Source organism: Sulfitobacter faviae (assembly GCF_029870955.1).
Taxonomy (GTDB): domain Bacteria; phylum Pseudomonadota; class Alphaproteobacteria; order Rhodobacterales; family Rhodobacteraceae; genus Sulfitobacter; species Sulfitobacter faviae.
Genome location: NZ_PGFQ01000001.1, coordinates 657,252 through 682,105, shown reverse-complemented (window position 1 = coordinate 682,105; position 24,854 = coordinate 657,252). Strand labels below are relative to the sequence as shown.

Annotated in this window: 32 protein-coding genes and 1 pseudogene; 11 read left to right on the top strand and 22 right to left on the bottom strand. The window is 64.1% G+C overall.

Annotation, left to right across the window (positions count from 1 at the left end; all coding sequences use genetic code 11):
• Nucleotides 1-12: 12 nt before the first annotated feature.
• From fliP to fliF, 4 genes are read right to left on the bottom strand one after another with little or no spacing between them, the layout of a single operon-like run.
• Nucleotides 13-849 (bottom strand): flagellar type III secretion system pore protein FliP, encoded by an 837-nt coding sequence (fliP, locus tag CUR85_RS03675; protein ID WP_067262357.1) that lies wholly within the window; start codon nucleotides 847-849, stop codon nucleotides 13-15.
• Nucleotides 836-1,285, bottom strand: a complete 450-nt coding sequence (locus tag CUR85_RS03670) for a FliM/FliN family flagellar motor switch protein (RefSeq protein ID WP_082851984.1) — start codon at nucleotides 1,283-1,285, stop codon at nucleotides 836-838. The genes fliP and CUR85_RS03670 overlap by 14 nt, the downstream gene beginning before the upstream one ends.
• On the bottom strand, nucleotides 1,272-1,934 hold the full coding sequence (locus CUR85_RS03665) for a FliH/SctL family protein (protein ID WP_136720409.1): 663 nt from the start codon (nucleotides 1,932-1,934) through the stop codon (nucleotides 1,272-1,274). The genes CUR85_RS03670 and CUR85_RS03665 overlap by 14 nt, the downstream gene beginning before the upstream one ends.
• Nucleotides 1,931-3,634, bottom strand: coding sequence for a flagellar basal-body MS-ring/collar protein FliF (gene fliF, locus CUR85_RS03660; protein WP_082852070.1), 1,704 nt, complete (start codon nucleotides 3,632-3,634; stop codon nucleotides 1,931-1,933). Before fliF ends, CUR85_RS03665 begins: the two co-directional genes overlap by 4 nt.
• Nucleotides 3,635-4,040: 406 nt before the next feature.
• Here fliF and CUR85_RS03655 point away from each other — a divergent pair, with 406 nt between their 5' ends.
• Genes CUR85_RS03655 through CUR85_RS03640 form a run of 4 tightly spaced genes read left to right on the top strand, consistent with a single transcriptional unit; the run spans nucleotide 4,041 to nucleotide 6,301 of the window.
• Complete coding sequence (locus CUR85_RS03655; protein ID WP_280321755.1) at nucleotides 4,041-4,349, top strand: flagellar basal body-associated FliL family protein; 309 nt, start codon at nucleotides 4,041-4,043, stop codon at nucleotides 4,347-4,349.
• Nucleotides 4,346-5,293, top strand: a complete 948-nt coding sequence (locus CUR85_RS03650) for a flagellar motor switch protein FliM (protein ID WP_067261046.1) — start codon at nucleotides 4,346-4,348, stop codon at nucleotides 5,291-5,293. The genes CUR85_RS03655 and CUR85_RS03650 overlap by 4 nt, the downstream gene beginning before the upstream one ends.
• Nucleotides 5,274-5,675 (top strand): hypothetical protein, encoded by a 402-nt coding sequence (locus CUR85_RS03645; RefSeq protein WP_082851920.1) that lies wholly within the window; start codon nucleotides 5,274-5,276, stop codon nucleotides 5,673-5,675. Before CUR85_RS03650 ends, CUR85_RS03645 begins: the two co-directional genes overlap by 20 nt.
• Nucleotides 5,672-6,301, top strand: coding sequence for a MotE family protein (locus CUR85_RS03640; protein WP_067261044.1), 630 nt, complete (start codon nucleotides 5,672-5,674; stop codon nucleotides 6,299-6,301). Before CUR85_RS03645 ends, CUR85_RS03640 begins: the two co-directional genes overlap by 4 nt.
• 9 nt (nucleotides 6,302-6,310) lie before the next feature.
• Here CUR85_RS03640 and flhB read toward each other — a convergent pair whose 3' ends face one another.
• The 9 genes from flhB to flgB are packed head-to-tail and all read right to left on the bottom strand — an operon-like array spanning nucleotide 6,311 to nucleotide 12,549.
• A complete protein-coding gene (gene flhB, locus CUR85_RS03635) occupies nucleotides 6,311-7,429 on the bottom strand; it encodes a flagellar biosynthesis protein FlhB (RefSeq protein WP_067261042.1) in 1,119 nt (372 codons plus the stop codon).
• A 3-nt stretch (nucleotides 7,430-7,432) separates the two neighbouring features.
• Nucleotides 7,433-8,188 (bottom strand): flagellar biosynthetic protein FliR, encoded by a 756-nt coding sequence (locus CUR85_RS03630; RefSeq protein WP_067261040.1) that lies wholly within the window; start codon nucleotides 8,186-8,188, stop codon nucleotides 7,433-7,435.
• Nucleotides 8,189-8,190: 2 nt separating this feature from the next.
• Nucleotides 8,191-9,951 carry a flagellar biosynthesis protein FlhA gene (locus CUR85_RS03625; protein ID WP_343245403.1) on the bottom strand — a complete coding sequence of 587 codons (1,761 nt, stop codon included), beginning with the start codon at nucleotides 9,949-9,951 and terminating at the stop codon, nucleotides 8,191-8,193.
• The gene (locus tag CUR85_RS20045; protein ID WP_343245402.1) at nucleotides 9,948-10,274 is read right to left on the bottom strand and encodes an FHIPEP family type III secretion protein; all 327 of its coding nucleotides are present in this window, start codon (nucleotides 10,272-10,274) and stop codon (nucleotides 9,948-9,950) included. Before CUR85_RS20045 ends, CUR85_RS03625 begins: the two co-directional genes overlap by 4 nt.
• A complete protein-coding gene (locus CUR85_RS03620) occupies nucleotides 10,271-11,092 on the bottom strand; it encodes a lytic transglycosylase domain-containing protein (RefSeq protein WP_231886261.1) in 822 nt (273 codons plus the stop codon). Before CUR85_RS03620 ends, CUR85_RS20045 begins: the two co-directional genes overlap by 4 nt.
• Nucleotides 11,093-11,106: 14 nt before the next feature.
• The gene (fliQ, locus tag CUR85_RS03615) at nucleotides 11,107-11,376 is read right to left on the bottom strand and encodes a flagellar biosynthesis protein FliQ (RefSeq protein WP_067261035.1); all 270 of its coding nucleotides are present in this window, start codon (nucleotides 11,374-11,376) and stop codon (nucleotides 11,107-11,109) included.
• Between the two features lie 3 nt (nucleotides 11,377-11,379).
• Nucleotides 11,380-11,712 carry a flagellar hook-basal body complex protein FliE gene (gene fliE, locus CUR85_RS03610; RefSeq protein WP_067261033.1) on the bottom strand — a complete coding sequence of 111 codons (333 nt, stop codon included), beginning with the start codon at nucleotides 11,710-11,712 and terminating at the stop codon, nucleotides 11,380-11,382.
• A gap of 12 nt (nucleotides 11,713-11,724) precedes the next feature.
• Entirely contained in the window at nucleotides 11,725-12,135 is a 411-nt protein-coding gene (gene flgC, locus CUR85_RS03605; RefSeq protein ID WP_067261031.1) for a flagellar basal body rod protein FlgC, read from the bottom strand.
• 9 nt (nucleotides 12,136-12,144) lie between these two features.
• Nucleotides 12,145-12,549 (bottom strand): flagellar basal body rod protein FlgB, encoded by a 405-nt coding sequence (gene flgB, locus CUR85_RS03600; RefSeq protein ID WP_067261029.1) that lies wholly within the window; start codon nucleotides 12,547-12,549, stop codon nucleotides 12,145-12,147.
• 70 nt (nucleotides 12,550-12,619) lie between these two features.
• Here flgB and CUR85_RS03595 point away from each other — a divergent pair, with 70 nt between their 5' ends.
• A complete protein-coding gene (locus tag CUR85_RS03595; protein WP_280321740.1) occupies nucleotides 12,620-13,960 on the top strand; it encodes a FliI/YscN family ATPase in 1,341 nt (446 codons plus the stop codon).
• Nucleotides 13,961-13,966: 6 nt separating this feature from the next.
• Here the strand turns inward: CUR85_RS03595 and CUR85_RS03590 are convergent, their stop codons facing one another.
• The 6 genes from CUR85_RS03590 to CUR85_RS03565 all read right to left on the bottom strand — a co-directional run bounded on the left by CUR85_RS03590 (nucleotide 13,967) and on the right by CUR85_RS03565 (nucleotide 19,318).
• Nucleotides 13,967-15,115, bottom strand: coding sequence for a lytic murein transglycosylase (locus CUR85_RS03590; protein WP_067261026.1), 1,149 nt, complete (start codon nucleotides 15,113-15,115; stop codon nucleotides 13,967-13,969).
• A gap of 116 nt (nucleotides 15,116-15,231) precedes the next feature.
• Nucleotides 15,232-15,696 carry a CreA family protein gene (locus CUR85_RS03585; RefSeq protein ID WP_067261025.1) on the bottom strand — a complete coding sequence of 155 codons (465 nt, stop codon included), beginning with the start codon at nucleotides 15,694-15,696 and terminating at the stop codon, nucleotides 15,232-15,234.
• A 53-nt stretch (nucleotides 15,697-15,749) separates the two neighbouring features.
• The gene (locus CUR85_RS03580) at nucleotides 15,750-17,474 is read right to left on the bottom strand and encodes a SulP family inorganic anion transporter (protein ID WP_067261023.1); all 1,725 of its coding nucleotides are present in this window, start codon (nucleotides 17,472-17,474) and stop codon (nucleotides 15,750-15,752) included.
• A 50-nt stretch (nucleotides 17,475-17,524) separates the two neighbouring features.
• On the bottom strand, nucleotides 17,525-18,442 hold the full coding sequence (locus CUR85_RS03575) for an MBL fold metallo-hydrolase (RefSeq protein WP_067261021.1): 918 nt from the start codon (nucleotides 18,440-18,442) through the stop codon (nucleotides 17,525-17,527).
• Nucleotides 18,439-18,882, bottom strand: coding sequence for a YeeE/YedE family protein (locus CUR85_RS03570; protein WP_067261020.1), 444 nt, complete (start codon nucleotides 18,880-18,882; stop codon nucleotides 18,439-18,441). The genes CUR85_RS03575 and CUR85_RS03570 overlap by 4 nt, the downstream gene beginning before the upstream one ends.
• Before the next feature lies 1 nt (nucleotide 18,883).
• Nucleotides 18,884-19,318 (bottom strand): YeeE/YedE family protein, encoded by a 435-nt coding sequence (locus CUR85_RS03565; RefSeq protein WP_067261018.1) that lies wholly within the window; start codon nucleotides 19,316-19,318, stop codon nucleotides 18,884-18,886.
• A 92-nt stretch (nucleotides 19,319-19,410) separates the two neighbouring features.
• On the opposite strand from CUR85_RS03565, the gene CUR85_RS03560 reads away from it, so the two are divergent.
• Nucleotides 19,411-19,716 (top strand): ArsR/SmtB family transcription factor, encoded by a 306-nt coding sequence (locus CUR85_RS03560; protein WP_067261016.1) that lies wholly within the window; start codon nucleotides 19,411-19,413, stop codon nucleotides 19,714-19,716.
• Nucleotides 19,717-19,743: 27 nt separating this feature from the next.
• On the opposite strand, the gene CUR85_RS03555 is transcribed toward CUR85_RS03560, so the two are convergent.
• Both CUR85_RS03555 and CUR85_RS03550 read right to left on the bottom strand, forming a co-directional pair.
• Nucleotides 19,744-20,031 carry a protein tyrosine phosphatase family protein gene (locus tag CUR85_RS03555; protein ID WP_280321730.1) on the bottom strand — a complete coding sequence of 96 codons (288 nt, stop codon included), beginning with the start codon at nucleotides 20,029-20,031 and terminating at the stop codon, nucleotides 19,744-19,746.
• A complete protein-coding gene (locus tag CUR85_RS03550; RefSeq protein ID WP_280321728.1) occupies nucleotides 20,010-20,201 on the bottom strand; it encodes a hypothetical protein in 192 nt (63 codons plus the stop codon). Before CUR85_RS03550 ends, CUR85_RS03555 begins: the two co-directional genes overlap by 22 nt.
• A 279-nt stretch (nucleotides 20,202-20,480) precedes the next feature.
• Between CUR85_RS03550 and CUR85_RS03545 the strand changes: the two genes are divergently transcribed.
• The 5 genes and pseudogenes from CUR85_RS03545 (at nucleotide 20,481) to tolA (ending at nucleotide 23,339) form a co-directional block, all read left to right on the top strand.
• Complete coding sequence (locus CUR85_RS03545) at nucleotides 20,481-20,927, top strand: hypothetical protein (protein ID WP_136720410.1); 447 nt, start codon at nucleotides 20,481-20,483, stop codon at nucleotides 20,925-20,927.
• Nucleotides 20,927-21,612, top strand: a pseudogene (locus CUR85_RS03540) (MotA/TolQ/ExbB proton channel family protein). Before CUR85_RS03545 ends, CUR85_RS03540 begins: the two are co-directional and overlap by 1 nt.
• A 28-nt stretch (nucleotides 21,613-21,640) precedes the next feature.
• Nucleotides 21,641-21,982: a biopolymer transporter ExbD gene (locus CUR85_RS03535; RefSeq protein ID WP_067264880.1), complete on the top strand. Its 342-nt coding sequence runs from the start codon at nucleotides 21,641-21,643 to the stop codon at nucleotides 21,980-21,982.
• A 2-nt stretch (nucleotides 21,983-21,984) separates the two neighbouring features.
• Nucleotides 21,985-22,374 carry an ExbD/TolR family protein gene (locus tag CUR85_RS03530; protein WP_067264882.1) on the top strand — a complete coding sequence of 130 codons (390 nt, stop codon included), beginning with the start codon at nucleotides 21,985-21,987 and terminating at the stop codon, nucleotides 22,372-22,374.
• Nucleotides 22,371-23,339, top strand: a complete 969-nt coding sequence (gene tolA / locus CUR85_RS03525) for a cell envelope integrity protein TolA (RefSeq protein ID WP_136720411.1) — start codon at nucleotides 22,371-22,373, stop codon at nucleotides 23,337-23,339. The genes CUR85_RS03530 and tolA overlap by 4 nt, the downstream gene beginning before the upstream one ends.
• A 16-nt stretch (nucleotides 23,340-23,355) precedes the next feature.
• Here tolA and CUR85_RS03520 read toward each other — a convergent pair whose 3' ends face one another.
• On the bottom strand, nucleotides 23,356-24,690 hold the full coding sequence (locus tag CUR85_RS03520) for an aspartate aminotransferase family protein (protein ID WP_067262143.1): 1,335 nt from the start codon (nucleotides 24,688-24,690) through the stop codon (nucleotides 23,356-23,358).
• Nucleotides 24,691-24,854 lie beyond the last annotated feature (164 nt).

Here is a 24,854-nt window from a genome sequence, read left to right as displayed (position 1 = left end):
TTTCAGAGCAGGTCAGCCACCGGCAAGCGGCACATAGCTTTCGATCAGAGACCCGGCCAGCATGTACCAACCGTCGATCAGCACAAAGAAAATCACCTTGAACGGCAAGGAGATGAGTACCGGGGGCAGCATCATCATGCCCGCGCTCATCAAGACCGAGGCGACGATAAGGTCGATGGCGACGAAGGGCAGGTAGATCAGAAAACCGATGGTAAAGGCGCGGCGCAGTTCCGAGATCATGAAGGCGGGCACCAGATGGCGGAAAGTGGCCTCTTCCGCCGAGGCGGGCAGGGGGCTTTCTTCGGCCTCCTCATCCGCAGGCGCGATGCGCAGGAACAGGGCGTAGTCTTCGGGCCGCGTGTTGACATACATGAAGGTCTTGAAGGGCGCGGCGATCCGCTCCAGCGCCTGTTCCTCGGCGATGGCGTTTTCCAACAGCGGCTCAACCCCGGCCTCATAGGCGTCCTCAAACACCGGCTGCATGACGAAGAAGGTCATGAACAGCGCCAGCGAGGTCAGCACGATATTGGGCGGGGTCTGGTTCAGCCCAAGGGCCGAGCGCAGCATCGACAGGACAATGACAAAGCGGGTGAAGCTGGTCATCACCACCAAAAGCCCCGGCGCGATGCTGAGCACGGTGACCAGCGCGATGAACTGGACGATCCGCCCCGAAAGATTGGCGTTCTCATCACTGCCCGGCGCGGTGTCACCAATCACATCCGAAAGCGTGCTGAGAAATCCGCCATCTTGGGCCACGGCCATGCCGCCGCTGGCGAGAAGCACCAGCAGGGCAAGGCCCATCCGGCCCGACGCATAGCTGCGCAGAGAGGGGCGGTCAGTCAGGGACATAGTCCTTGACGATCTGGGTCAGGGAGACGCCAAGCCGGTCTTCACCGACCTTCACGAGATCACCGCGCGCCACCAGACGGTCCGAGACCATAAGGTCCACCGGTGCACCGATCTTGCGGTTCAACTCCACGATAGAGCCGCGGGTGAGTTCCAGCAGGCGCGAAATCGGCATACGGGCTTGGCCCAGCACGATCTGCACATCGAGGCCGACGTTCAGCATCGCGTTGATGCCCGCGCCGCCCGCATCGGGGCGGGGGGCCAGCGCGTTGCGCGAGTCTTCGGTGTCAAGCTGCGGGAAGACGCCCGCATCATCGCCGCCCGCGCTGGCGGCGTTGCCAAAGGCATCGGCGCGCGGCTGCTCTGGCGTGGCGTCAGGCGCTTTGCCGTCTGTGGCGTTGTTGTCGTCTTGGGGGGATTGCAGGTCAGGCTTGTCCATTTCCGTCCTTCTCCTTTTGTGCTTTCAGCGCCCGCGCATGGGTGTCGCGCAATTCGGCGAGCAGGCGGTCGCAAATCTTTTTGAACCCGTAATCAAGGTTGCCGTGGTCCCATTCCATGCGCGCATCGCCATCGGGCAGTTCGGGATCGGCCCGCAGGTCCAGCACCCTGTCGCATTTGTAATAGACCGCCCGTTGCCGCAGCTCGGGGCCGATCTGATCCAGCGTGGCGGGCGACAGGCGCACTTTGATATGGCTCGACCCGATGGCCATTTTCAGCGATTGGGTCACGGTCTTTTTCACCCGCGCGGTTGAAAGCCGTTCGATCACCTCGGGCAGGACGATCTCGCAGGTTTGCAGGGTAAAGCCCACGATCTGCGCCATCAGCGCTTCTTGATGGGCCTGCATCGCCTGTGCCAGCCGCGCCAGTTCCTGCGCGAGCTTTTCGGCCATGGCGGCATGTTCGGCCTGCATGGTCTGATGCATCTCGGCGCGGCCCGCATCGGCCCCGGCCAGATAGCCTTCGATATGGCCCTGCTTATGGGCCTTCTTGATTTTCGCTTCGATCTCTTCCGGGGTGGGCAGCGCCGGGTCTTGCGGCTTGCTCTTGCCGTCTTCGTCGAAGTTCTGAAGCTTGAGGCTCGTGATCACAAATCATCCCCTTCCGACAGCCATTCGCCCAGAACGCGCAGGGCGTCATCAGTGTTGTCCTCGGCCAGCTCGGCCACGGCGCGCAATTGGCTGTGCTGAACCGCCCCCTCGACCGAGGCGAGATGCACCATGTCGCGGGGCATTTCATCCATCGGGCCAAGCACCGCACCGGTCTGCGCCCCCGCCGGGGTGGGCAGGCGGTTTTGCGGCGTCTCTTTCTGGGTGCCGCCGGTCAGCGCCTTGGGCGCGTTGTCTTCCTCGGGGCCGTCCAGCAGCGCCGCATCGGCCCCGGCACCGGCCAGCGCGGGCTGGGGCAGGGTGGCATCCAGCACCATGCGCAGGGGGCGGGCGCCCAGCACCATGATGATCGCCACCAGCGCCAAGGCGAAGAGCGAGCGCAGGATGGTCATGGCGTTATCGGCCAGCACCGCGCCCAAGCCACGGCTGGCGGGGTTGCTGAACTCGGAATCGAAATCGAGGAATTGCAGACTGTCGACCTGCACCTGATCGCCCCGGGCCTGATCAAAGCCGATGGCCGTGCTGACCAGCTGCGTCAGACGCGCCATCTCCTCGGGGCTGCGCTCGATATAGCCTTCGGAGCCATCGGGCAGGGTGCCGTAGCTGCCGTTGACCAGCACCGCGACCGAGATACGCTCAATATCGCCCGGCTCGCGCACCAATTCGCTCTGAACCGAGCCGATCTCGTAGTTGATGATCTCATCGTTTTCCGAACGGGTGGACTGGCCTGCCGCCCCGCCCGCATCGTCGCGCAGCTCATCGGGAATGTTGTTGGCCACATCCACCGTGGCCGCCGCCGGGTCAGTCTCATTCGAGTTGCGCACGCGGGTCTCGATCGACCGGGCGACCTGCTGGGCGGGATCGAAGCTGCGCGAGACACGCACTTCGCGCTCGGTGGTCAGATCGACGCTGACCCGCACGCGGGCATTGCCCGGCCCAACCCGGGCGTTGAGGATCGATTCAACCTTTTGCGCCAGTTGCTCTTCGATCATGCTGCGCTGCCCCTGCAGCGAGAAGTCGGAGCTGCCGCCCTCATCCTTGGCCAGGATCGTCTCGCCGGAGGCCGAGAGGACGGTCACGTTCTGCGCTTCCAAATCCGCCACGGCTGAGGCGACCAGCGCTTGGATCGCCTGCGCCTGACGGCGCGTCATGCTGGTATTGGCCTGCGACCGCACGATGACCGAGCCGCTGGCCTCGGCTCGGCTGCGCGAAAAGGCGGCGCGTTCGGGCAGCACCAGATGCACCCGCGCGGCTTTGATGCCGCTGATCGTCTGGATCGACCGGGCAAGCTCCCCTTCCAGCGCGCGCAGGCGGTTCACCTTTTGCATGAAGGAGTTCATCCCCATGCCGGACATATTGTCGAAAATCTCCCACCCCGGGACGCCTTCGCCGGGCAGCCCTGCATCGGCCAACGCCATGCGGGCGCGGGCGATGTCGGTCTCGGCGACCGAGATGGTATCGCCGTTGCGCGACAGATCGACCGTCAGCCCCGCCTGTTCCAGCGTCTGCATCATCTGCGAGGCGGTGCCGGGGCTTAACTGGCTGTAAACCGGGACATAGGTAGGGGCGAGGATGGTCCGCGCGCCGATGAAGATGGCCGCGGTGATCGCCAGACCGATGCCGCCAAGAAGAGCCAGCCGCTTTGGACCCAAATCCTTAAGGTTTTCAACGATCTGATTCACGGCCCCTCACTCGGTTGTATGGCCCGAGCATTCTCCACTCGGCCCTCACTATGCAAGCATATATCGATTTATACTTGGCCGATCCGAAAAATAAACAGGTTTCTGTTGCAATAAAGCTTGTTTGAATATGTATTTGTTCTTGCATGTGGCGCTTCGCGCGGGATCCGATTAAGAGTGAAAGAATGAAAAAACCTCTCGCTATCCTTGCTGTCGTCTTGCTCTGCCTTCTTGCGGGTCTGGGTGGGGTCACGCTGGCCATCGGGCCTTCGGGGTTGCTTGAAATGGCCGGGCTGGGGGGGAGGAAACCGCCGAAGAGACCGTTGAGACGGCTGAGAGCGATCACGGCGAGAAGGGCGGCGAAGACGGCCACGGCGCAAAGCCCAAGACCGAAGTCAAAATGCCGGTCATGCCTTTTCCTGAGATCATCGTGAACGTCACCGACACCGGCCCGCAGGGCGGGCAGACCAGCCGCTTTCTCAAGCTCAACATGCTGATGGTCTATGACGAAACCGCCGAGGGCGCAGAGCGTCTGGTCGCGCGTGAGATTTACCTGCGCGACAGTTTCCAAGATTTCCTGCGCCAGTTGCATGTCAGCGATCTGTCGGGCAGCTATGGGCTGGCGATGCTAAAGACCGAACTGCTGCGCCGGGCGCGGGCGGTGGGGCACACCGACGCGCCGCATGAAATCCTGATTGCCGATATGGTGGTGCAATGACGATAGCGGCCTCCCCCGATGCGCTGAGCCTCGAAGAGACGATGATCCGTCAGGCGCGGGAAAGCTTCCAGCGCCTGCCCACGCTTGAGATCATCATCGACCGTCTGCTGCTGGCGCTGGTGCCCGACCTCAAATCCTATTGCACCGTCGCCCCCGAGATCGAGCTGAGCTCGCTCGAATACATGCCCTATGAGGACGCGATGGAGAGCATCCAGTCGCCCTCGCTCATCGCCATTGCCAATGCGGAAAGCTGGGGCAGCCAGATCGCCTGTGTGGTCGAGCCTGACCTGCTGTTTTCGGTGCTCGAGATCATGCTGGGTGGCCGCCGCGCCACCAGCCAGCAGTGGAAACCCCGCGGTTTGACCGCGATTGAGCAGAAACTGGGCCGCAGGCTGGCGGAACTATCGCTCAAAGGTTTGGCGCATTGCCTGCAGGATGTCAGCCCGGTGCAATTCGACATTCAATCGCTCGAATCCAACCCCCGGTCGGTCATGCTGGCCGCGCCGCGCACGGCGACGGTGCTGGTCCGCTTGCATATGCAATTCGAAGACCGCAGCGGCCATATGGCGCTGGTCTTGCCCTATGGCACGCTGGATGAGGTCAGCGCCCAGCTTGCGCAGCCTTTCCTTGGCGGGCGCTCGCCCACCGACAGCAACGCGCGCAAGGATATGAACAGCCAGATCTCCAGTACCACGGTCACCATCACCGGCGTGCTACAGCAGGTGACGATCCCGCTGCATGAGGTGCTGGAATGGAAGCCCGGTCAGGTGATCGATCTGGGCATGACCGTCGATACCCCCGTGGTCGGCATGGTGAACGCCCAGCCGATGTTTCAAGCGGCCTTTGGCCAGCGCAGCAATGGCGCCTTGGCGCTGCGGGTGATCCAATCCCTGCTCCCTAAGGAAAATCAGGAGGACAGCGACGATGATGCCGGCCTTGATTGATATCCTCATCATCGTGCTGCTGGTCGGCACGCTGGTCTATGCCTTTATCCTCGACCGCCGCGTTCGCGCCTTGATGGCGACCCTGAAAGAGATGGAGCCGATGGTCGGGGCCTTTTCCAACGCGGTCGATCAATCGGCGAAATCGGTCGAAGACCTGCGTGACCTCAGCACCAAGGTACAGCGCCCCGAGCCGCCGGTGCAACGCGAGGCCACGGCGCCCCGTCAAGCCGCGCCCGAGCCTGCCCCGGCGGGCCAGAACCCGGCCCAGATGCGCGCCGCGCGGCTCAAGGGCCGTGCGCAGGTCCGGGGCCAAGCGGCGGTACAGGGCAAGTCCGAACTGGTCCGCACCTTTTTCGACATCACCAAGGAGCGTAAGGAATGAGCCGTATTTCCCTGCCCAAGATCGCGCTTTTTGGCCTTGGCGTGGCTGGTGTGCTCAAACTCACGGTTGAGTTCATGCCGATGATGGCCATCGCCGAAACCCCCGATGACACGCCCCCGGTCCCTGTTGAGCTTGCCGCCGCCCCCGCGCCACCCAGCTATGACGCCAGCGCCCCGGGCGAGAGCGGCATGTGCGAGCCGAGCCATCTGATTGCCGAAGCCATCGCCGAAGAGCGGGCGCTGCTGAAAGAGCAACGCGACACGATTGCCGACCGTGAAGCCAAGCTTGCGCTGGCCGAACAGAGCCTCAAGGCCGAACAGACCCGCCTCGCCAGCCTGCGCGACGAGATCGGCGCGCAGCTCAAGGTGATCGAAGAGGCGAACAATCAGGACATGACCAAACTGGTCGAACTTTACCGGAACATGAAGCCGCAGGTGGCGGCGGGCATCATGGATGAGATCGACGTGGAGACCGCCGTGCAGGTCATCGGTGCCATGCCCGAACGGGACGCGGCGCAGATCATGGGATCGTTCAGCCTTGTCCGGGCGCGGTTGATCACGAAAATCCTGCTGGAACGCTCCAAACTCCCCGCCGACCGCAATCTCGAAGGGCTGCGCCTGCGCTAAGCACGCGCATCACTCTTCGCGGATCGACGACCCCGCAGGGGGCTTGCGGCGCACGTTGCGGCGCAGGTCCATGACAAAGCCGATGATCTCGGCCACGGCTTGCCAATGTTCCATCGGAATGTGGTCGTCGACCTCTACCGCCGCGTGGAGGGCGCGGGCCAACGGACGGTTCTCGATCATCGGAATGTCGTGTTCCTTGGCCAACTCGCGGATGCGGTGGGCCATGACATCGGCCCCTTTGGCCACGCAGACCGGCACATCATCGACGCCCTGTTCATATTTCAGCGCCACGGCGTAATGGGTCGGGTTGGTCAGGATCACGCTGGCATTGGGGATGGCCTGCGCGATGCGCTGACGGGCGCGGGCGCGGCGCAATTCGGCGCGGCGGCCCTTGATCTGCGGATCACCCTCGCTGTCCTTATGCTCGTCGCGGATTTCCTTGAGGCTCATCATCTGTTTCTTTTTCCACTGCGCCCGCTTCCAGATGATGTCGGCGATGGCGATGGGCACCAGAAGCACGGTGGTGACCAGAAAAATCCAGCGCACCTTTTGCAGGGTCGCTTGCAGCAGCGTCTCGGGGATGAAAGCCTGCGTCTGGCCCAGTGACTGCGCGATGTCACGCACGGCCCAGACGGTGATGAAACCGATCACCAGCACCTTGGCCGTATTCTTGGCAAATTCGACAAAAGCCTCGGCCGAGAACAGCCGTTTGAACCCCGACAGCGGGTTCAGCTTGGAGAACTTCGGTTTGATCCGCTCGGCCGAGACGACAGTCTCGCCTTGGATTAACACGCCGAAAAGGGCTGCCAGCACCATGATCCCCACCACCGGCATCATCGCCAGCCCCAGCGTAAAGCCGAGCGATTTCAACACCTGGCCCGCTTCTGCAACACCAGTGCCGCCGGTGCCGATGGCGGTGACACCCGCCCCCAAAAGGGGGCTTTGCAGCGCCGCCACGATACCGTCGATCGAGGCGGGCAGCACGAAGATCAGGATCATCAGCAGGGCAAAGACCAGCATCGCCGTGCCGGTCTCACGCGATTGCGGCACGTCGCCTTTCTTGCGCGCGTCTCGGAGCTTTTTCTCCGTCGGCTCTTCGGTCTTACTGCTCTTGTCCTCTTCCGACATGGGCTAGAATCCGTAGGTGGTGAGCCAATTCGCGAAAGGCTCAAGAAACCCGCGCATCATGGTCGGAACCGCCAGCACCATCAAGGCCAGCCCGGCGGCGATCAGCAGGGGCTGGGCGATAAAGAAGACCTGAAGGCTCGCCATCATGCGGTTGGCCAGCCCCATCCCGACGTTCAGCACCAGACCGGCGACATAGAAGGGGGCTGCGATTGACAGGCCGAGGTAGAGGCTCACCTGCGTCGCCCGCGCGAATTGGTCGGTCAGATCGGCCAGCATAAAGGTGCCGGGCACGAAGACCTGATAGGACATCAGCAGCGATTCAATGATGAGGTGGTGCAGGTCGGTGATGAAGATCAGCGCCGTGGCCCCGATCAGCAGCATCGCCGCCATAGAGGTCGCCCCCTCGAAGGCGCCGATGTTCGGGGCCAAAGCGTTGGCCAGCCCCGACATCAGTGCCATCTGATAGCCCGCGAATTGCAGCGCCGAAAGCAGCGTGCGCGCGACCAGCCCGATCCAAAGCCCCACGGTGATCTCAGAGCCAAAGATCAACAACAGGGCACCGGGGCGATCCTCGGCGACGGGGCCGAGGCCGGTCACGGGATAGAGCGCGGCGCTCAGGATCAGACCAAAGAACAACCGATGCCGCATCGGCACCGAGGTCTCCCCGAACCCCGGCATGAACACAAGCGCGCTGCCGATCCGGGCAAAAACGACGAAATACCCCATCAGGGCATCGGTCAGGAGGGCCGAGAGGTCCATCCCTAGCCCCCGATGGTGGCGACGGTCCGCAGGGATACCTTGCGATGGATCTCGGCGTTGGAGATCACCGGCGTCATCGGGCTGACCCGTTCCAGCATGGAGCGCACATAGGACCGCGCCTCGGGGTTGACCATCAGCGCGGGCCAACTGTCCTCTGAGGCGAAGCGCTGGATCTGCTGGCGCGCTTGCAGCACGAATTCCTGCACCCGTTTGGGCGACATGACAAAGGTGCGGTCCTCGCCCACGATCTTGACCGCCTCGATGAACTCCGCCTCCCATGAGGGCGATAGGGTGATGACCGGCACGAAGCCCTGCCCATCGGCCAGCCCTTGGCAAATCTGGCTCGACAGGCGGCGGCGCACATTCTCCAGCACCAGCGCGGGCTTGGAGGTCTGGCGCGTCGCCTCGGCCATCGCCTCGACGATCAGCGGCAGATTGCGGATCGAGACGCGTTCAAGCAGCAGTTCCTGCAAGACCTGCTGCACCAGAATCGCGGGGGAGGGGACAGGCAGATCGTTGACCAGCTTTTGATAGTTCCGGTCCAACCCCTCGATCGCCTCCTTCGCTGCGCCATAGGTCAGCAGTTCCGACATGTTCTCTTTGACGACTTCGGTCAGATGGGTGGTGATCACGCTTTCCGGGTCCACCACCGTATAGCCCTGCGCCTCGGCCTGATCGGCGACCTTGCTGTCGACCCAAAGCGCATCCAGCCCAAAGGTCGGCTCGCGCGTGGCCTCACCCGGCAGTTGCAGCGGCGCGCCTTCGGGGTTGATGACCATCATCTGATTGGCGCGGATGTCACCCTTGGCCGCGTCGACGCCGTGGATTTGGAAGGCGTAGCTGTTGATCGGCAGGCTCACGTCATCCTTGATCCGCACCGAGGGCATGGGAAAGCCGAATTCCTCGGCAAAATGCTTGCGCAGGGATTTGATCTTGCTCGGCAGTACCGCGTCGGGGCGGTTGGCCAGCGCCACCAACCCTTCGCCCAGCACCAGCCGCAGCTCATCCAGATGCATCGGATTGTTGTCGACCTCCGGCATCTCCTGCTTTTTCTGCGCCTCGGCATCGGCCTTCGCCTTGGCCTCTGCCGCCTCTGCCGCGCCGCGCTGGATCACCAGCCCCAAGCCCACCATGGCCGCGGCCAGAAGGGCAAAGACCAGCAGCGGGAAGCCGGGCAAAAGACCGATGCCGAACAGCAGCAGAGCCGCCATGTAAAGCGCCTTGGGGAAGTTTGAAAGCTGATCGAACACCGCCTCATTGGCCGCCCCCCGCGTGCCGCCCTTGGTCACGATCAGACCGGCGGCGAGCGAGACGACAAGCGCCGGAATTTGGCTCACCAGCCCGTCGCCGATGGTTAGCGAGGTAAAGACGTTGAAGGCATCGCCCACGCCCATGCCGCGCTGCACAACGCCGATGAGGATGCCGCCGATCACATTGATCAGCGTGATGATCAGCCCCGCGACCGCATCACCGCGCACGAATTTCGAGGCACCGTCCATCGCGCCGAAGAAAGCGCTTTCGTCCTCAAGCTCCTTGCGGCGGCGGCGGGCCTCATCCTCGTCGATCAGCCCCGCGCCCATATCGGCGTCGATCGCCATCTGCTTGCCCGGCATCGCATCCAGCGAGAACCGCGCGGCGACCTCGGCGATGCGGGTCGACCCCTTTGTAATCACGACGAAGTTGATGATCACGAGGATGGCAAAGATCACCACGCCGATGACGAAATTCCCCGCCACGATGAACTTGGAGAACCCTTGAATCACATCCCCGCCGCATGCATCCCCGCATGGCCTTCGCTGAGGATCAGCCGGGTCGAGGCCACGTTGAGCGACAGCCTTAGCATGGTGGTGACGAGCAGCAGCGTCGGGAAAGAGTTGAACTGCAAGGGGGAGGGGATCCAAAGCGCCACCATGAAGATCAGCACCGAGAGCGACAGCGACAGCGCCAGCCCGAAATCCAGCAGGATCGGCGGCAGCGGCAGGAACAGCACCGCCAGCACCAACGCCATGCCAACGGCAAAGCTCACGTCCTTATTGGCGCCAAACATGCTGAGTTGCGGCAGAAGGGTATTGGGTTTCGCGCTCATCCCGCATCCTCCGCCGGGACGGTGGTAAACTGCGGCAGGACCGGCTGCATCTCATGCGCCGAGTAAAGCGAGCGCCGCGCGTTCGCCGCCCCGCCGATCTGTGCGCCCCATGTAGCCTTGGCCGTCAGCCTGTCATAGCGGCCCGCCTCGCGCCGCGCCGTTTTGCGCGGGCGGGCAGGGGCCGCCGCCGGGCTGGCACTGGCCAGCGCCTGAAACTCCGGCAGCCGCGCATTGGCGGCGGAAATGTTCTTTTGCAGCCGGTCGAGGTAGGTGTCGCGGTATTCCGGCTCAAAGGAATGATACGACCCCGCCGCCTGTAGCCAACTGCCTGTGCGCCGGTGCAACCGCTTGAGAAAGCGCGCCGCGTAATCCACATTCACCCGCGGATCGAACCCTTGGGCGGGGCTGTCAAAGGCATCCGGGTGCCAGCGCAAGTTGATCTGCATACAGCCCACGTCGATAGAGCGGATGCCGCTCGCCTGCCGCTCTGCAATCCAATCCAGCGCGGCAGTGCGGCTGTCGAACAGCCGCCCTTCGCCCGCGGCGTTGACCGCATAGGGCCAGACCGTGAAATGCCCGTTGCGGCGGGTGCCCGCCTCTTGCAGGCCGATGGCCAGCAGCAGATTGTCGGGGATGCCATGCCGGGTTTGGGCGGCGAGGATCTCGCGGATGCAGACCCCCTCTGGCCCGCCCTTGGCGGCAAGCGTGCGCGCGGTCTGCGTCACCTTGTCCTTGCGCGACGGCTCATAGAAAGACCCCCAGCCTTGCGCGAGGGTGGGGGAGGCGAGCGCGGCGCCCAAAAGTGCCGCGCGGGCCATATGCCAAAACACCCTCACAGCCCACCGTTCTGCACGAGGTCGAAAATCGTATCCGACAGGTTCTTCAGCGTGGCATACATAAATGGCGTCGCCGCCAGTAGGGTGACAAAGATCATCACGATCTTGGGCACGAAGGTCAGCGTCATTTCCTGAATCTGCGTGAGCGCTTGGAAGAACGCGATCACCAGACCAATTGCCAGCGCCACCCCCAACACCGGACCCGAGGCCAGAAGCACGGCCCAGACGGTAGCAGAGATGATGTCATAGGTCTGGGTTTCGGTCATGGCCTAGATCGGCATCCGCAGAATTTCCTGATAGGCTTCGACAAAGCGGTCGCGCACAGACACGGCCACTTTGACGGTGGATTCCATCGCCAGCATGGCTTCGACCACCTGCTGGGTATCCGCCTCACCGCGCAGCCCGGCTTGGGCCACGGCTTCGCCCTCGCGCACCGTTTCCAGCGCGCTTTCCGAGGCTTGCTGCACCATATTGGTGAAACTATTGGCGCTGGCGCCTGCCTCTTCGGCGATGGCTTCGCCCTTTTGCGCCGTCAGCGATTGCGAGGTGCGATAGGCACCGCGAACCGCGGCGGTCGAGATCAGGGAGGCGGGATCGCTCATCTCAGGTCAGCCTCACTTCAGCAGGTCGAGCATCTGACCGCGCATCCGGCGGCCTGACTCGAACATGTTCATATTGGCCTCGTAGTTGCGCGAGGCTTCGCGCATGTTGGCCATCTCGATGATCGGATCGACATTGGGGCGTTTGACATAGCCGGTTTCATCCGCCGCAGGATGCGCCGGGTCATAATCGCGGCGAAAGGGGGATTGGTCGCGCCCGATACGGTCGACCTCCACCAAGGAGCCGCCGCCATTGCGGTCGATCAACTCTGAGAAACTGATGGTCTTGCGCCGGAACGGATCGGCGCCGGGCGTGGTGCCCGTTGAATCGGCATTGGCCACGTTTTCCGAGATCACCCGCAAACGCGCGGTCTGCGCGGTCATCCCGCTGGCGGCGATTTTGGCGATGGACTGAAGCGGATCCATGGGCTTTCCTTACCTGTTTCCGGTGACGGCCATGGTCAGCATGTCATAGCTTTTGCGGTAAAGCTGTGCGGCCAACCTGTAGTGATCGCCGATCTCGGCGGCCTTCACGGCCTGTTCTTCAAGGTTCACGGTATTGCCATCCAAAGTGGTGCCCTTGGCGTGGCCATCCGTCACTTCGCGCACGCCGGGCGTGCCATGGGCGACACCGGTGAAGTGTTTGTCATGTGTGGTCACCAGCCCGGTATCGCGCGACAACTCTCCGCTGAGCATCGATTCAAAGGACGATACGTCGCGCGCCTTGTAGTTCGGGGTCGAGGCATTGGCGACGTTTTCAGAAACAACCTTCTGCCGGGCCGAAAGCCACTGCATCCGGTCCGACGCGAGTCCAAGAATAGAAAGATTAGACAAGTTCATTTTTTTGCCTATAGCCTGTTTAATCCTTGTATAGTAAATATTGCCCCGCGCTCCTAGAGGAAATTTATCCATGCAGACACTCTTTTCCGAGCTGACCAGTTTCGCCCGCGAGGCAGGCGAGGCCGAGATCACCGGCGAAGTGCGCGCGATCACCGGCATCACCCTAACCGCCGTGGGGTTGGAGCGGGTCTTGGGCATCGGCGAGCGCTGCATCGTGCATGGCTCCGACGGGCCGGTCCATGCCGAGGTGGTGGGGCTGGGCAGTCACGGCACCGAATTGCTCCCCTTCGGCTCATGGCGCGGGGTGGCGGCGGGCGACCGGGTCGAGGTCGCGATTGGCCGCGATGTGATCCGCCCCGATGAAAGCTGGAAGGGCCGGGTGATCAGCGCCTCGGCCACGCCGCTCGACGGAAAAGGGCATCTGCCCGAGGGCAACGACCCCCGCCCGCTGCGCGCCGCCCCGCCGGGGGCTTTCGACCGCAAGCGCATCGGCCCGAAACTCGCGACCCATGTCCGCGCGCTGGATGTTTTCACGCCGCTTTGTCAGGGCCAGCGCTTGGGCATTTTTGCGGGCTCTGGTGTGGGTAAATCGACGCTGATGGCCATGCTGGCCCGCTATACCGACTGCGATGTGGTGGTCATGGCACTGGTCGGCGAACGCGGACGCGAGGTGCAGGATTTCATCGCCTCCGACCTCGGCCCCGAGGGGATGGAGAAGGCGGTTCTCGTCGTCGCCACCGGGGACGAGCCGCCGCTCACCCGCCGCCAAGCCGCTTGGACCGCCATGGCCGTGGCCGAACATTTCCGCGATCAGGGCCAGCATGTGCTTTTGCTGATGGACAGTGTCACCCGTTTCGCCATGGCGCAGCGCGAAATCGGCCTCGCCTCGCGCGAACCGCCCACCGCCAAGGGCTATCCGCCGACGGTTTTCTCCGAGCTTCCACAGATGCTGGAACGTGCAGGGCCGGGGCCGGTGGGCAAGGGGGATATCACCGCGATTTTCACCGTTTTGGTGGATGGCGATGATATGAACGACCCCATCGCCGATGCCGTGCGCGGGATCACCGATGGGCATATCGTGCTTGACCGCAAGATCGCCGAAAAGGGCCGCTACCCGGCGATTGACCTGCTGGCGAGCGTCTCTCGGACGTTGCCGGATTGCCACAGTTATGTGGAATATACGCTGCTCACCGTCGCCCATAAGGCGCTCGCCGCCCACGCGGATATGGAGGAATTGATCCGCATCGGGGCCTACCGCGCCGGCAGCAACCCTGAGTTGGACCGCGCCATCGCTTTTGCCGGACCTTGCGAAGCCTTCCTGAGCCAGCGCAAGGCCGAACATACCCCGCCGCAATCCTCTTTTGCTGAGGTGGCAGGGATGCTCGACCGAGCCGGGATCAGCCTGGGCTAGGCCCGGTTACTGCAACCGGCGCAGCAACTCGACCGAAGGCTCACCCGTCGCGGGCAGGCCGACGCTGGATTGATAGGCGCTGATCGCCTTGCGGCTGTTCGGCCCGATCACCCCATCCGCGCCATCGGTATCGAAGCCCCGCGCGGTCAGCCGTTGCTGTAGCGCGATGCGGTCGTCCTTGGTCAGCCCATTGGCGTCGGGTGGGAAGCTGCCGCGCAGCGGCCCGCCGCCCGCGATCCGATCCGCCAGATGGCCCACGCCAATCGCATAGCTGTCGGAGTTGTTGTAGCGTTTCAACGCGCGGAAGTTGCTGGTCACCACGAACTGCGGCCCGCCCGCCTGCGGCTGGATCACCGACCCCGCGCTGGCAGGAAGACTGCCCAACTCCCCGCCCCATTTCAGCCCCCGCGTCCAGCCGTTGCGCGACAGATATGCGGCGGTGGAGGCCAGCGCATCGCTGGGGTCTTCCGACCAAATATCACGCCGCCCGTCGCCGGTAAAATCCACCGCGAAGGCTTGGTAAGAGGTGGGGATGAACTGCGTATGCCCCATGGCCCCGGCCCAAGACCCGGTCAGCCGGTCGGCAGTGATGTCACCGTTTTGCAGGATCTTTAGCGCCGCGATCAACTGCTTTTCAAAGAACGGCCCGCGCCGACCATCATAGGCCAATGTCGAGGTGGCCGACACGACAGGCACATTGCCGCGCCGCTCTCCGAAATAGCTCTCGAGCCCCCAGACCGCCGCGACGATCTCTGCCGCGACGCCGTAGCGGCCCTCAATCGCGTTCAATGTGCTGCGGTGGCGAGCAAAGGCCGCGCGCCCCTTCGACACCCGCTCATCCGAGGTGGCGATCGACAGGTAATCTTCCAAGCTGCGACTGAATTCCGTCTGATTGCGGTCGCGTTTGACCACGCCGGGCAGATAGCCCGTGCCACGGAACCCGCGGGCCAAGGTGCTGGCCGAAATACCCTGCGCCGAGGCGCGGTTTTTGAAAGCCCCGACCCATGCGTCATAGCCCGCGTTCGGCACCGGGCGCAGATCGTCCGGCACCCCCGCCGCCGCGGCGGGGCCCAGCGTGCCGCCCCCGGTCGAACAGGCCGAGGTCAGCCCCAATGCGGCAAGGCCGAATGCGAATGTTCTGCGTGAATGTCTCATAAAACCTGCCTGTCGCTGCGTTGTTGCCTTTTGCGCAGCATATCGCAGGCAGGTCGCCCGACAAGGCGGGATCGCCCCAATGGCAAGGCTTTGCCTAAGCGATCCTCGGCTTTCGGCTACTGACCGGGCTGGTAGAGGGGCACCGTCGACATCGATGTCTTGGCCGAGCCGTCTTGCACCCGTTGGCTGTGGCTGATGTAGATCAGCGTGTTGTTCGCTTCGTCAAAAATACGCTTGACCTTCAAGGTCTTGAAGATGATTGAGCGGCGCTCGCTAAAGACGTTTTCGCCCTCGTCACCACGGTCAATGTCACCAATCTCAATCGGGCCGGTCTGGCGGCAGGAGATCGAAGAGTTCGACGGGTCTTCGAACCAATTGCCCTTTTGCAGCCGGTCGATCAGCCCGCGTTCGAAAAAGGCCAGATGGCAGGTCACGCCCTTCACCTTGGGGTCGGCCACGGCTTCGACGATGATGTCATTGCCCAGCCAATCCACATCCACCTTGCCGACCTCTTCGGCGTTGGCAGCGGTGGCGAAAATACTGGCGGATAGGGCGGCGGCGCGGGCAAATGTCTTATTCATGGCAGGCAAACGCGCAGCGGGCCGCGCGGTTCCCGGAATTTTTCTCGGCGGCGTCACCGGGGATGTTCGGCCAGCGCACAGGCCGCCTCATGCTGGCTGAGGAAGACCTCCCCGGTCAGCTCGTCAAGGAAATGACTGCGCTTCAGCCGGTCCATCACCGGGCCTTTCACCTCGCTCAAGTGCAGGCGGATGTCGGCGTCCTTCAGCCGGGTATTGATCGCTTCAAGCGATTCCAGCGCCGAAAGGTCGATTTCATTCACCGCCGGGAACATCAGCACCACATCCGTCAGGTCAGGCTTATCGGCGGCATATTGGGCCAGTTGATCCTCCAAGAACCGCGCGTTGGGGAAATAGAGGCTCTCGTCCACCCGCAGGCTCAGCACATGGGGCTGGGTCTCGACCTCGTGACGCAGCACGTTGCGGAAATGTTCGGTCCCCGGCACCCGACCCACCACGGCCATATGCGGGCGCGAGGTCTTGTAAAGATGCACGAGGATCGAGGTCACGACGCCCGCGCTCACCCCGGCCTCGACGCCGAAGATCAGCGTCAGAAGGATCGTCACGCTGACGGCGGCGAAATCGGCGTGGCTGAAGGCCCATGCGCGTTTGAGGATCGAAAAATCGACGAGGCTCAGCACCGCGACGATGATCGTGGCGGCCAGCGTGGCCTTGGGCAGGTAGTGGATGAGCGGCGTCAGGAAAAGCGCCGCCAGCGCCAGCCCGGCGGCAGTGAAGGCGCCCGCGGCGGGGGTCTCGGCGCCCGCGTCGAAGTTCACCACCGAGCGCGAGAAGCCTCCGGTGACCGGAAAGCCGCCGGTAAAGGCCGCGCCAAGGTTGGCGCTGCCGAGGCCGATCAACTCCTGATCCGGGTCGATCCGCTGGCGCTTCTTCGCGGCCAAGGTCTGCGCCACGCTGATGCTCTCGACAAAGCCGATGACGGAGATCAGCAGCGCCGGGACGAAGAGTTGCGACAAGAGCTCGGACGAAAAGGAGGGCAGGGTGAGCGGCGGCAGGCTCTGCGGCACTTGGCCCACTATTGAAACGCCCCGCGCGCCCAGATCGAAGCCCCAGACCGCCAGCGTCATCGCCACAATCGCCAGCACCGGCCCGGTCTTGGTCCCGATATCCGCCATCCGCGGCCCTAGCCCCATGCGCCGCAGCAGCGGTTTCAGCCCGCCGCGGACCCAGAACAGGAAACCCGTCGCCGCCACGCCCAAGCCGAGGGTGATGACATTGACCTCCCCCAGATGCGCCCAAAGGCTGGACAGGATCTGCGGCAGCGTGTGCCCCTCGGCCTCGATCCCCAGAATATGCCGCAACTGGCTGGCGGCGATCAGGATGCCGGAGGCGGTGATGAACCCCGCGATCACCGGGTGCGACAGAAAATTCGCCAGAAACCCCAGCCGAAACAGCCCAAGCGCCAGCAGCATCGCGCCCGACAGGAAGGCCAGCGTCAGCGCCGCCGTGACATAGCCCGCCGTGCCGCTCTGCGCGATCTCGCCCACCGCCGCCGCCGTCATCAGCGAGACCACGGCCACCGGCCCCACCGCCAGCGCCCGGCTGGTGCCGAAGATGGCGTAGAGCACGATGGGCGCGATGGAGGCGTAGATGCCAGCCTCGGGCGGCATGCCCGCCAGTAGAGCATAGGCCAGCGATTGCGGGATCAGCATGATCGTCACGATTACCGCCGCGATCATATCCCCGGTGAACTGGCCACGGTCATAGCGCCGTCCCCAGTCGAGGATCGGCAGGTAGTGCGAAAGCGAAGGGAGAGGCATGGGCGGCGATCCGTCAGATAGGGGCGGCCCCGAGGGGCCACCCGGTTGGCTCAGTCGAAACGGTTTACGGGCAGTTTCAGGTAGTGATGGCCATCATCCTCCGCCGGGGGCAGCCGCCCGCCGCGCAGGTTGATCTGCAATGCCGCAAGGATGCGGTTGGGCAGCGACAGGGTCGCGTCGCGTTTCTGACGGCGCTCGATATAATCTTCGCGCTTGGTGCCATCCTTGACGTGGATGTTGTGGGCGCGGTGCTCGTCCACCGTGGCCTCCCACTGCGGCTCATCGCGATCATCGGTGCCGTAGTCATGGCCGATGTAAAGCCGCGTGTCGCCGGGCAGGGCGAGGATGTCTTGGATCGACTCCCACAACTCTTCAGTCGTGCCGCCGGGGAAATCCGACCGCGAGGTGCCCGCATCGGGCTGCATCAGCGTGTCATGCACAAAAGCCGCATCGCCACAGACATAGGTGATCGACCCCAGCGTATGCCCGGGCGACAGCATCACCTTGGCATCAAGCTCGCCAATCTTGAAGGTCTCGCCCTCCTGAAACAGGTGGTCAAAATCGCGGTCCGGGTCAAAGGCATCGGGCAGGTTGTAAAGATCGGCCCAAATCTTGGCGATCTCAGGCACCAGCGCGCCGATGGCATTGGGCGCGCCCGTCCGCTCTTTCAACTGGGCCGAGGCCATAACGTGATCCGCATGGGGGTGGGTGTCGAGCACCCATTCCACGGTAAGGCCGTTTTCTTTCACCAGATCAAGCACCTGATCCATGCTTTCGGTGGTGAACTTGTAGTTCTTCGGATCGAAGTTCCACACCACGTCGATCAGCGCGGCCTTCTTCGTTGCCGGATCGGCGCAGATGTATTGGATCGAGCCGGTGTCAGGCTCATAGATGCCCCAGACATCGGGGCTGCCTGCTCCGGTCGAAGGGGAGTGGCGCACGACGGGTGAATTGAGAGGGTCGCTCATCTGGCTGGTCCTTTCTTGGTTATAGAGGTCAAATCAGGGCTGTGCCGGGCGATCCACATGCCGCCCAGCATGAAGGGGACAAAGATCAAGGTGCCGCTGGCCGCGATGGGCAGGGCGGTCAATGCCGGGCCGGGGCAAAAGCCGCCCAAGCCCCAGCCGATGCCGAAAATCGCGGCGCCGGTCAGCAGTTTCGGCTCAAGATCATTGCGGGTGGGAAGGCGGAATTTATGGTCGAAAAAGGGGGTCTGACGGCTGCGGAACAGCCAGGCGAACCCCGGTGCCGTTACCGCGATGGCGCCGCCCATGACAAAGGCAAGGCTGGGATCCCATGTGCCGAAAACATCGAGGAAGTTCAGCACTTTGGCCGGGTCGGCCATGCCGGAAACGATCAGGCCGATGCCGAACAAAAGGCCGGAGAGGAGGGCGAAGAACTGTTTCATATCACCCTCCGATCACATGGCGCATGACAAAGACGGTCACGAATGCCGTCGCCATGAATGTCACTGTCGCCACGATCGACCGCGCAGAGCCTCGGCTGATCCCGCAGACCCCGTGGCCCGAGGTGCAGCCATTGCCATAGGTCGCGCCAAAGCCGACGAGCAGCCCGGCCACCGCCATCAGGACGGGGTTCGAAGGCACCCATTGCTGCGGCCATCCGCCCGAGGTGATCAGCCAAAGCGGCGCCGCGAGCAAAAGACCCAATACGAAGAAAAACGACACGCCCCGTGCTTCGCCGTCGCTGTCACGCGCGAAGAGCCGAGAGGTCAGCCCGCTGATCCCCGCGATGCGCCCGTTCGTGGCCATCAGCAGCACCGCCGAGACCCCAATCATCGCGCCGCCGCCCAGCGACAGCCATGGTGTGAATTCGGTTTCCATCTCTCAACTCCTTACGGCCCGCCAAGCGGCTGGCTTGTGTCAGACTGTAAATCAGTATATATTACGTCATCATAATATTCAATGATGCTAATATGAAAAACACGGACGACTTTCTGGATGGCGATATCGCCGGGGCTGCGGCGCTTATGACGATGCTAGCGTCAGAAGCGCGGTTGCAGATCCTGTGCCGTCTGATCGGTGGGGAACGCTCGGTCGGGGATCTGGCGCAGGCCTGTGGTCTGTCGCAATCCACCATGTCGCAGCAGTTGAAAAAGTTGAAAGACGCCGGTCTGGTCGACAGCCGCCGGGCGGGGCAGACGATCTTTTACCGGGTCAAGGGGCAGGAGGCCGTGGCCGTTCTGGAAACGCTGCATGGCCTCTACTGCGCGCAAAAGTAAAACGCCCGGCAAAACCGGGCGCTTCTCTCACGCTTTGCTATCCGCGTAGGATTTGACCAACTGACCGATCTTCTCTTCGGTCAGGTCGATGCCGCGGGCCTTGCCCTCCTGCAGGGCCGTATCGCCGTCCCAACCCTTATCCGCCGCAAGGGCCATCAGGGTCATCGCCCCCGCACGTTTGCCCGAAGCGCAGTGCAGAAACACCGGCTGGGGTAGGTCGTCCAGTGACTTGCGGAATTCATCCACCGTCTCGGGGCCAAGGGCGTCTGGCGTCACCGGATGGTGCAGGTAGTTCAACCCCAGCTTCTCGGCCACCAGCCGCTCTGCATCGGGGAGAGGCCGCCTTTCTCATCCGAGGCACGGAAGTTCACCACCGTTTTCATCCCGGCCGAGGCCGCTTGCTCCAGTGCTTTCGCGTCCGGCGTGAACAGGGCCACGTTATGGGCAGGGTCGATGGTCGCGATCTTTTGGCTGTCGTCGGTCATTCTGGCCTCCTTCTCTGCGCGGATGCGGTCGCCCGCGCGTGGTGGTTTCAGCAGCCCAACCCCAGCCCGGCGCAACTGTTCCCCGCTTGGCAGAACGGGCCGCGCTGCGCAGATATAATCCGAGTATTAAAGTCAGGATTGTCACCGTCGCCCGGTTTTGCTAGGCAGCAGGCAGAAATTCCGCTTGGCGCAAGAGGTGCTGCGACGATTCTGCCCCGCTGTGGCAGGCGCCCCAGACCTGCGCCGTGATCAAAGACAAACCCATCGGGAGCCACCCCCATGCCGCATTTTCGTTCCGCGTTCCTCGCGGCCCTGTCCCTGACCATCGCCCAAGGCGCCGCCGCTGAGACGCCCGCCGCAACCCCGGCCAGCGCCTCGCCCGCGCTCAAGGTCGAGCTGAACGCCGCCGACACCACGGAAGCCAATTGCAAGCTGACCTTCCTCATCACCAACGAGCTTTCCGCCCCGCTCGACAAGGCGGTCTATGAAACGGTGCTGTTCGACCGCGAAGGCACCGTGAACCGGCTAACGCTCTTCGATTTCGGCGAACTGCCCGTTGGCCGCCCGCGCGTGCGTCAGTTCGTGGTGCCGCAGACCACCTGCGAAAACCTTGGCCGCATCCTCTTTAACGGCGCGCAAAGCTGTGACGGCGTGGGGATCGAGGCGGGCACCTGCGAAAACGCGCTGGCCCCGGCGACCCGGACCGAGATTGAGGTGCTGGGCTGATGGATCAACTTGACGCGCTGCTGACCCCGCTGCGGGGCATTGCCGAAACCGGTGGCCCGGTGGTGGTGATCCTGATGGCCGTGGCCGTGCTGACCCTTGCGGTCGCCCTCTATAAGACATGGCAGTTCCGCGCCGCCGCCGTGGGCCGCCACCGGGCGCTGTCCGAAGCGGTCAACGCATGGGAGCGCGGCGATGCCGCCGCCGCCCGCGCGGCGCTGGGCCGGTCGAAAAGCTACCTCGCCCGGTGATCGAATTGGCCATGTCCGCGCCTGAGGCGGGTGCCTCTCGCTTGCAGGCCGAGGCCGAGATGCGTTTTGCCAAGCTGGAGCGCGGCTTCCGCCTGCTCGATTCCGTGGCGCAGCTTGCCCCGCTCTTGGGTCTCTTCGGCACGGTTCTGGGCATGATCGAAGCCTTCCGCGCTTTGCAGGATGCGGGCTCTCAGGTGGACCCGTCGATCCTCGCCGGTGGCATCTGGGTGGCGCTTCTGACCACTGCCGTGGGGCTTGTCGTGGCCATGCCGACCGCGCTGGTGCTCAGCTGGCTTGAGCAACGCATGGAGAACGAGCGCGTCATCGCCGACAAGGCGATCCTCACCGTGCTGCATCCCGGCCAGAACGCGGCCCCCGCCGCTGCGCCTGCCGCCACCCCCTTCGCCGCCGCCGCGCCCCGGCCAGCCCATGGCTAGGCCACGCCGGCGGCGCAACCGCCTCTCCATGACCTCCCTGATCGACGTGATCTTTCTGCTGTTGTTGTTCTTCATGCTGACCTCGACCTTCTCAAAATTTGCCGAGATCGAATTGGCCGCAGCGACATCCGGGGCAGGGGCCGAGACGGGGGCGAAACCCTATTTCCTGCAACTGACCACCGAGGGGCTGCGCCTCAACGGCGATGCGCTGGCGCTTGAGGCGCTGACCGCCAGCCCCTTGGCCGAGGCTGAGGAGGGCACGCCGCTTCTGGTCTCGCTCGGGGCCGAGGTTGAGGCGCAGGCGTTGGCCGATCTGCTCATCGCGCTGCGCGCCCTGCCGGGGCTCAGCGTCTCGGTTCTGGAGGGCTGATCATGCGACCCATCGCCAAGGCCAAACCGCAACGCGAACCGACCATCGCGTTGATCAACATCGTCTTTCTGATGCTGGTCTTCTTCATGGTCGCAGGCACCCTGTCGCAGCCGCTCGATTCCGATCTCAACCTCGTCGAAACCCGCGAGCTTGAGGGCCGCGCCCCGCCCAATGCGCTGGTGGTCCATGCCGATGGCCGCATGACCTACGCAGGCCAAGACCGCGCCAGCGTGGCCGATTTCATCGACGCGCTGCCCGAAGAAGAGCGCGACACCGTGCGGCTTCTCCCCGACCGCGCGCTGCCCGCCCGCCGCCTTGTCGAACTGACCCGCAAGCTGCGCGGGGCAGGGGCCGCGCGCGTCATGCTTGTCACCGAAAGGGCGCTGCAATGATCCCCCGTTCCGGTCTCGTCAAAACACTTTCCATCGGCGTCGCTGCCAGCCTCGTCGTGGGCGTGTCGCAACTCGCCCAGATCGACGACAGCGCCAAGATCGCAGGCGGCGGCGCGCCCGCCGCGGCCCAGCTTGGCACGCGGTTTGAGGATATGGCGGTCGGCACATTGGATGCCGAACCGGTGGAAGAGATCACCCCAACCCCCGAACCCGAACCGGTGGAAACCGCAGAGGCCCTGCCGCCGACCCCCGCGCCCGAGCCCACGCTCACCCCCACGCCTGCGCCCGTCGCAGAGCCGGTGCAGACGGTTGAGGCCGAGCCCATGCCCGTGGCTCCGCCCGCCGCCGCGCCGACAGAGACGCCGGTCTTGCCCGCCCTGACACCGGTCGAAACCCCGCCCGAGACGACTGAGGCCACGCCAACGATCACGCCTGCCGCCCCGGTGCCGCCGGTCGAAACCCTCACCGCCGAGGCCGAGGATGACGCGCCGCGCCTGTCGCAGCGCCCGCAGCGCCGCGACCCCGAACGCGCCGCCGAAGCGGCCAAGAAGGCCAAGCCCAAGCCGCAGCCGAAACCCAAGCCCAAACAGACCACGCGCGGCAATGCAAAGCGCAACAACACCAAGGGCGCGCAGACGGCCAGCCGCGCGGGCAACGCCGCGCAATCCGGCAGCCGCCAGCGTGCCGCCGCGCCTGCGGGCAATGCGGCGGCCAGCAACTATCCCGGCAAGGTGATGAGCCGCATCGCCCGTGTCGGCAAGCCGCGCGTCCGCTCCCGCGGGACGGCTGTGATTGCCTTTTCCATCGGTGGGGGCGGGCAGTTGGCAGGGGTCCGCGTGGCCCGCAGCTCCGGGTCGGCGGCGCTGGATCAGGCGGCGCTTGGCATCATCCGCAAGGCCGCCCCTTTCCCGCGCCCGCCCGCCGGAGCGCGGCGCAACTTCTCGATCCAGATCAAAGGCCGGTAATGGGCAGGCGGAGGGGTCAGCCCTCCGCGATCACCCCGTCGACCGCCGCGCCCAGCATCTCGACCGTCATCTCGATTTCCTCGGGCGGGGAGGTGAAGGCCGGGGCCAGCAGAACGTGATCCCCCGCCGTGCCATCGGCGCAGCCCTGCGAAGGGTAGCAGATCATCCCCGCCTCCATCGCCGCGCGCTGGATCTTGCCCGCAAGGTTGCGGCTGACGTCAAAGGGCGTCTTGCTGTCGCGCTCGGCCACCAGTTCGATGGACCAGAACAGCCCGCGCCCGCGAATGTCACCGACATGAGGATGCTCGCCAAAGCGGTCGCGCAGCGCGGTTTCCAACTGCTGCCCCCGGATGCGCACCGCGCTCAGCAAATCGTGGCTCTCGACCTCTTGCAGCACCGCCAGCGCGCCCGCCGTGGCGACCGCATGGGACATATAGGTGTGCCCGTTCCACAGGTTGCCGCTGCCCGCCATGATCGCCTCGATCACGCTTTGACGCGCCATCACCGCCGCGATCGGCTGATAGCCCGCGCCGAGGCCCTTGGCCATGGTGGTGATATCGGCGCAAATGCCTTCCTGCTCCAGCGCGAAAAGGCTGCCGGTGCGCCCCATGCCGCACATCACCTCATCGGCGATCAAGAGCACGCCGTGGCGGTCGCAGATCTCGCGCACATGTTTGAAATAGCCCTCGGGCGCGGGCTGGGAGCCGAGCGAGGCGCCGACCACCGGCTCGGCCACGAAGGCGGCGACCGTCTCTGGCCCCAGCTCGACAATCCGCGCCTCCAACTGATCCGCCAGCCGCCGCGCAAAATCCGTCTCGCTCTCGCCGTCGCGTTGCAGACGGTAGGCATAGGCGGCGTCGATATGCTCCACCTCCATCAACATCGGGGCAAAGGGCTTGCGGCGCCCGGCATGGCCGCCCACCGCCAGTGCGCCGAGCGTATTGCCGTGATAGCTGGGCTTGCGCGCGATGATCTTGGCGCGCGCCGTGTCGCCGCGCTCCAGATGGTACTGCCGGGCGAGCTTCAGTGCCGCCTCCATCGCCTCGGACCCGCTGCCCAGATACATGACCCGGCCTTCGCCTGTACCCTCAGGCGCGCGGGCGATCAGATGGTCGGCCAGCGCCTCTGCCGGGGCGTTGGTGAAGAGGCCAGTATGGGCAAAGGCGAGCTTGTCCATCTGCGCGGCGACGGCGGCGCGCACGGCGGCATTGTCATGCCCAAGGCTTGATACAGCCGCACCGCCACAGGCGTCCAAATAGCGCTTCCCTTTGTCATCAATAAGGAAATTTCCTTCTCCGCGTACGATCACAGGTTGCGTGGCGCGCAGGTTACGGTGCAATACATGGCTCATCGTAGAATCCGATCCTTGGGGTCGACCCTATTTACCGCTTCGCCTGCTGACTGCCACATTAATCAGCACAAGGCGCCTATTCGGAAAAGCTTGGGCTGACCTAGGGTCAGGAGAAGCTTGACAGGTAAAATATTTTATCAAACGGTAAAATACCTAACCAACGG

Bases quoted from the DNA above. Each gene is read 5' to 3' on its own strand.
- CUR85_RS03530 (WP_067264882.1), top strand. From the start codon at position 21,985: ATGCGACCCATCGCCAAGGCCAAACCGCAACGCGAACCGACCATCGCG.
- CUR85_RS03565 (WP_067261018.1), bottom strand. From the start codon at position 19,318: ATGGAAACCGAATTCACACCATGGCTGTCGCTGGGCGGCGGCGCGATG.
- CUR85_RS03620 (WP_231886261.1), bottom strand. From the start codon at position 11,092: ATGGCCCGCGCGGCACTTTTGGGCGCCGCGCTCGCCTCCCCCACCCTC.
- CUR85_RS03590 (WP_067261026.1), bottom strand. From the start codon at position 15,115: ATGAGACATTCACGCAGAACATTCGCATTCGGCCTTGCCGCATTGGGG.
- CUR85_RS20045 (WP_343245402.1), bottom strand. From the start codon at position 10,274: ATGAGCGCGAAACCCAATACCCTTCTGCCGCAACTCAGCATGTTTGGC.
- CUR85_RS03655 (WP_280321755.1), top strand. From the start codon at position 4,041: ATGCCTTTTCCTGAGATCATCGTGAACGTCACCGACACCGGCCCGCAG.
- flhB (WP_067261042.1), bottom strand. From the start codon at position 7,429: ATGTCGGAAGAGGACAAGAGCAGTAAGACCGAAGAGCCGACGGAGAAA.
- CUR85_RS03520 (WP_067262143.1), bottom strand. From the start codon at position 24,690: ATGAGCCATGTATTGCACCGTAACCTGCGCGCCACGCAACCTGTGATC.
- CUR85_RS03650 (WP_067261046.1), top strand. From the start codon at position 4,346: ATGACGATAGCGGCCTCCCCCGATGCGCTGAGCCTCGAAGAGACGATG.
- CUR85_RS03645 (WP_082851920.1), top strand. From the start codon at position 5,274: ATGATGCCGGCCTTGATTGATATCCTCATCATCGTGCTGCTGGTCGGC.
- CUR85_RS03595 (WP_280321740.1), top strand. From the start codon at position 12,620: ATGCAGACACTCTTTTCCGAGCTGACCAGTTTCGCCCGCGAGGCAGGC.
- CUR85_RS03570 (WP_067261020.1), bottom strand. From the start codon at position 18,882: ATGAAACAGTTCTTCGCCCTCCTCTCCGGCCTTTTGTTCGGCATCGGC.
- flgC (WP_067261031.1), bottom strand. From the start codon at position 12,135: ATGGATCCGCTTCAGTCCATCGCCAAAATCGCCGCCAGCGGGATGACC.
- CUR85_RS03535 (WP_067264880.1), top strand. From the start codon at position 21,641: ATGACCTCCCTGATCGACGTGATCTTTCTGCTGTTGTTGTTCTTCATG.
- CUR85_RS03670 (WP_082851984.1), bottom strand. From the start codon at position 1,285: ATGGACAAGCCTGACCTGCAATCCCCCCAAGACGACAACAACGCCACA.
- fliE (WP_067261033.1), bottom strand. From the start codon at position 11,712: ATGAGCGATCCCGCCTCCCTGATCTCGACCGCCGCGGTTCGCGGTGCC.
- CUR85_RS03640 (WP_067261044.1), top strand. From the start codon at position 5,672: ATGAGCCGTATTTCCCTGCCCAAGATCGCGCTTTTTGGCCTTGGCGTG.
- CUR85_RS03630 (WP_067261040.1), bottom strand. From the start codon at position 8,188: ATGGACCTCTCGGCCCTCCTGACCGATGCCCTGATGGGGTATTTCGTC.
- CUR85_RS03575 (WP_067261021.1), bottom strand. From the start codon at position 18,442: ATGAGCGACCCTCTCAATTCACCCGTCGTGCGCCACTCCCCTTCGACC.
- flgB (WP_067261029.1), bottom strand. From the start codon at position 12,549: ATGAACTTGTCTAATCTTTCTATTCTTGGACTCGCGTCGGACCGGATG.
- tolA (WP_136720411.1), top strand. From the start codon at position 22,371: ATGATCCCCCGTTCCGGTCTCGTCAAAACACTTTCCATCGGCGTCGCT.
- CUR85_RS03545 (WP_136720410.1), top strand. From the start codon at position 20,481: ATGCCGCATTTTCGTTCCGCGTTCCTCGCGGCCCTGTCCCTGACCATC.
- CUR85_RS03580 (WP_067261023.1), bottom strand. From the start codon at position 17,474: ATGCCTCTCCCTTCGCTTTCGCACTACCTGCCGATCCTCGACTGGGGA.
- CUR85_RS03585 (WP_067261025.1), bottom strand. From the start codon at position 15,696: ATGAATAAGACATTTGCCCGCGCCGCCGCCCTATCCGCCAGTATTTTC.
- fliQ (WP_067261035.1), bottom strand. From the start codon at position 11,376: ATGACCGAAACCCAGACCTATGACATCATCTCTGCTACCGTCTGGGCC.
- CUR85_RS03550 (WP_280321728.1), bottom strand. From the start codon at position 20,201: ATGACCGACGACAGCCAAAAGATCGCGACCATCGACCCTGCCCATAAC.
- CUR85_RS03560 (WP_067261016.1), top strand. From the start codon at position 19,411: ATGAAAAACACGGACGACTTTCTGGATGGCGATATCGCCGGGGCTGCG.
- fliP (WP_067262357.1), bottom strand. From the start codon at position 849: ATGTCCCTGACTGACCGCCCCTCTCTGCGCAGCTATGCGTCGGGCCGG.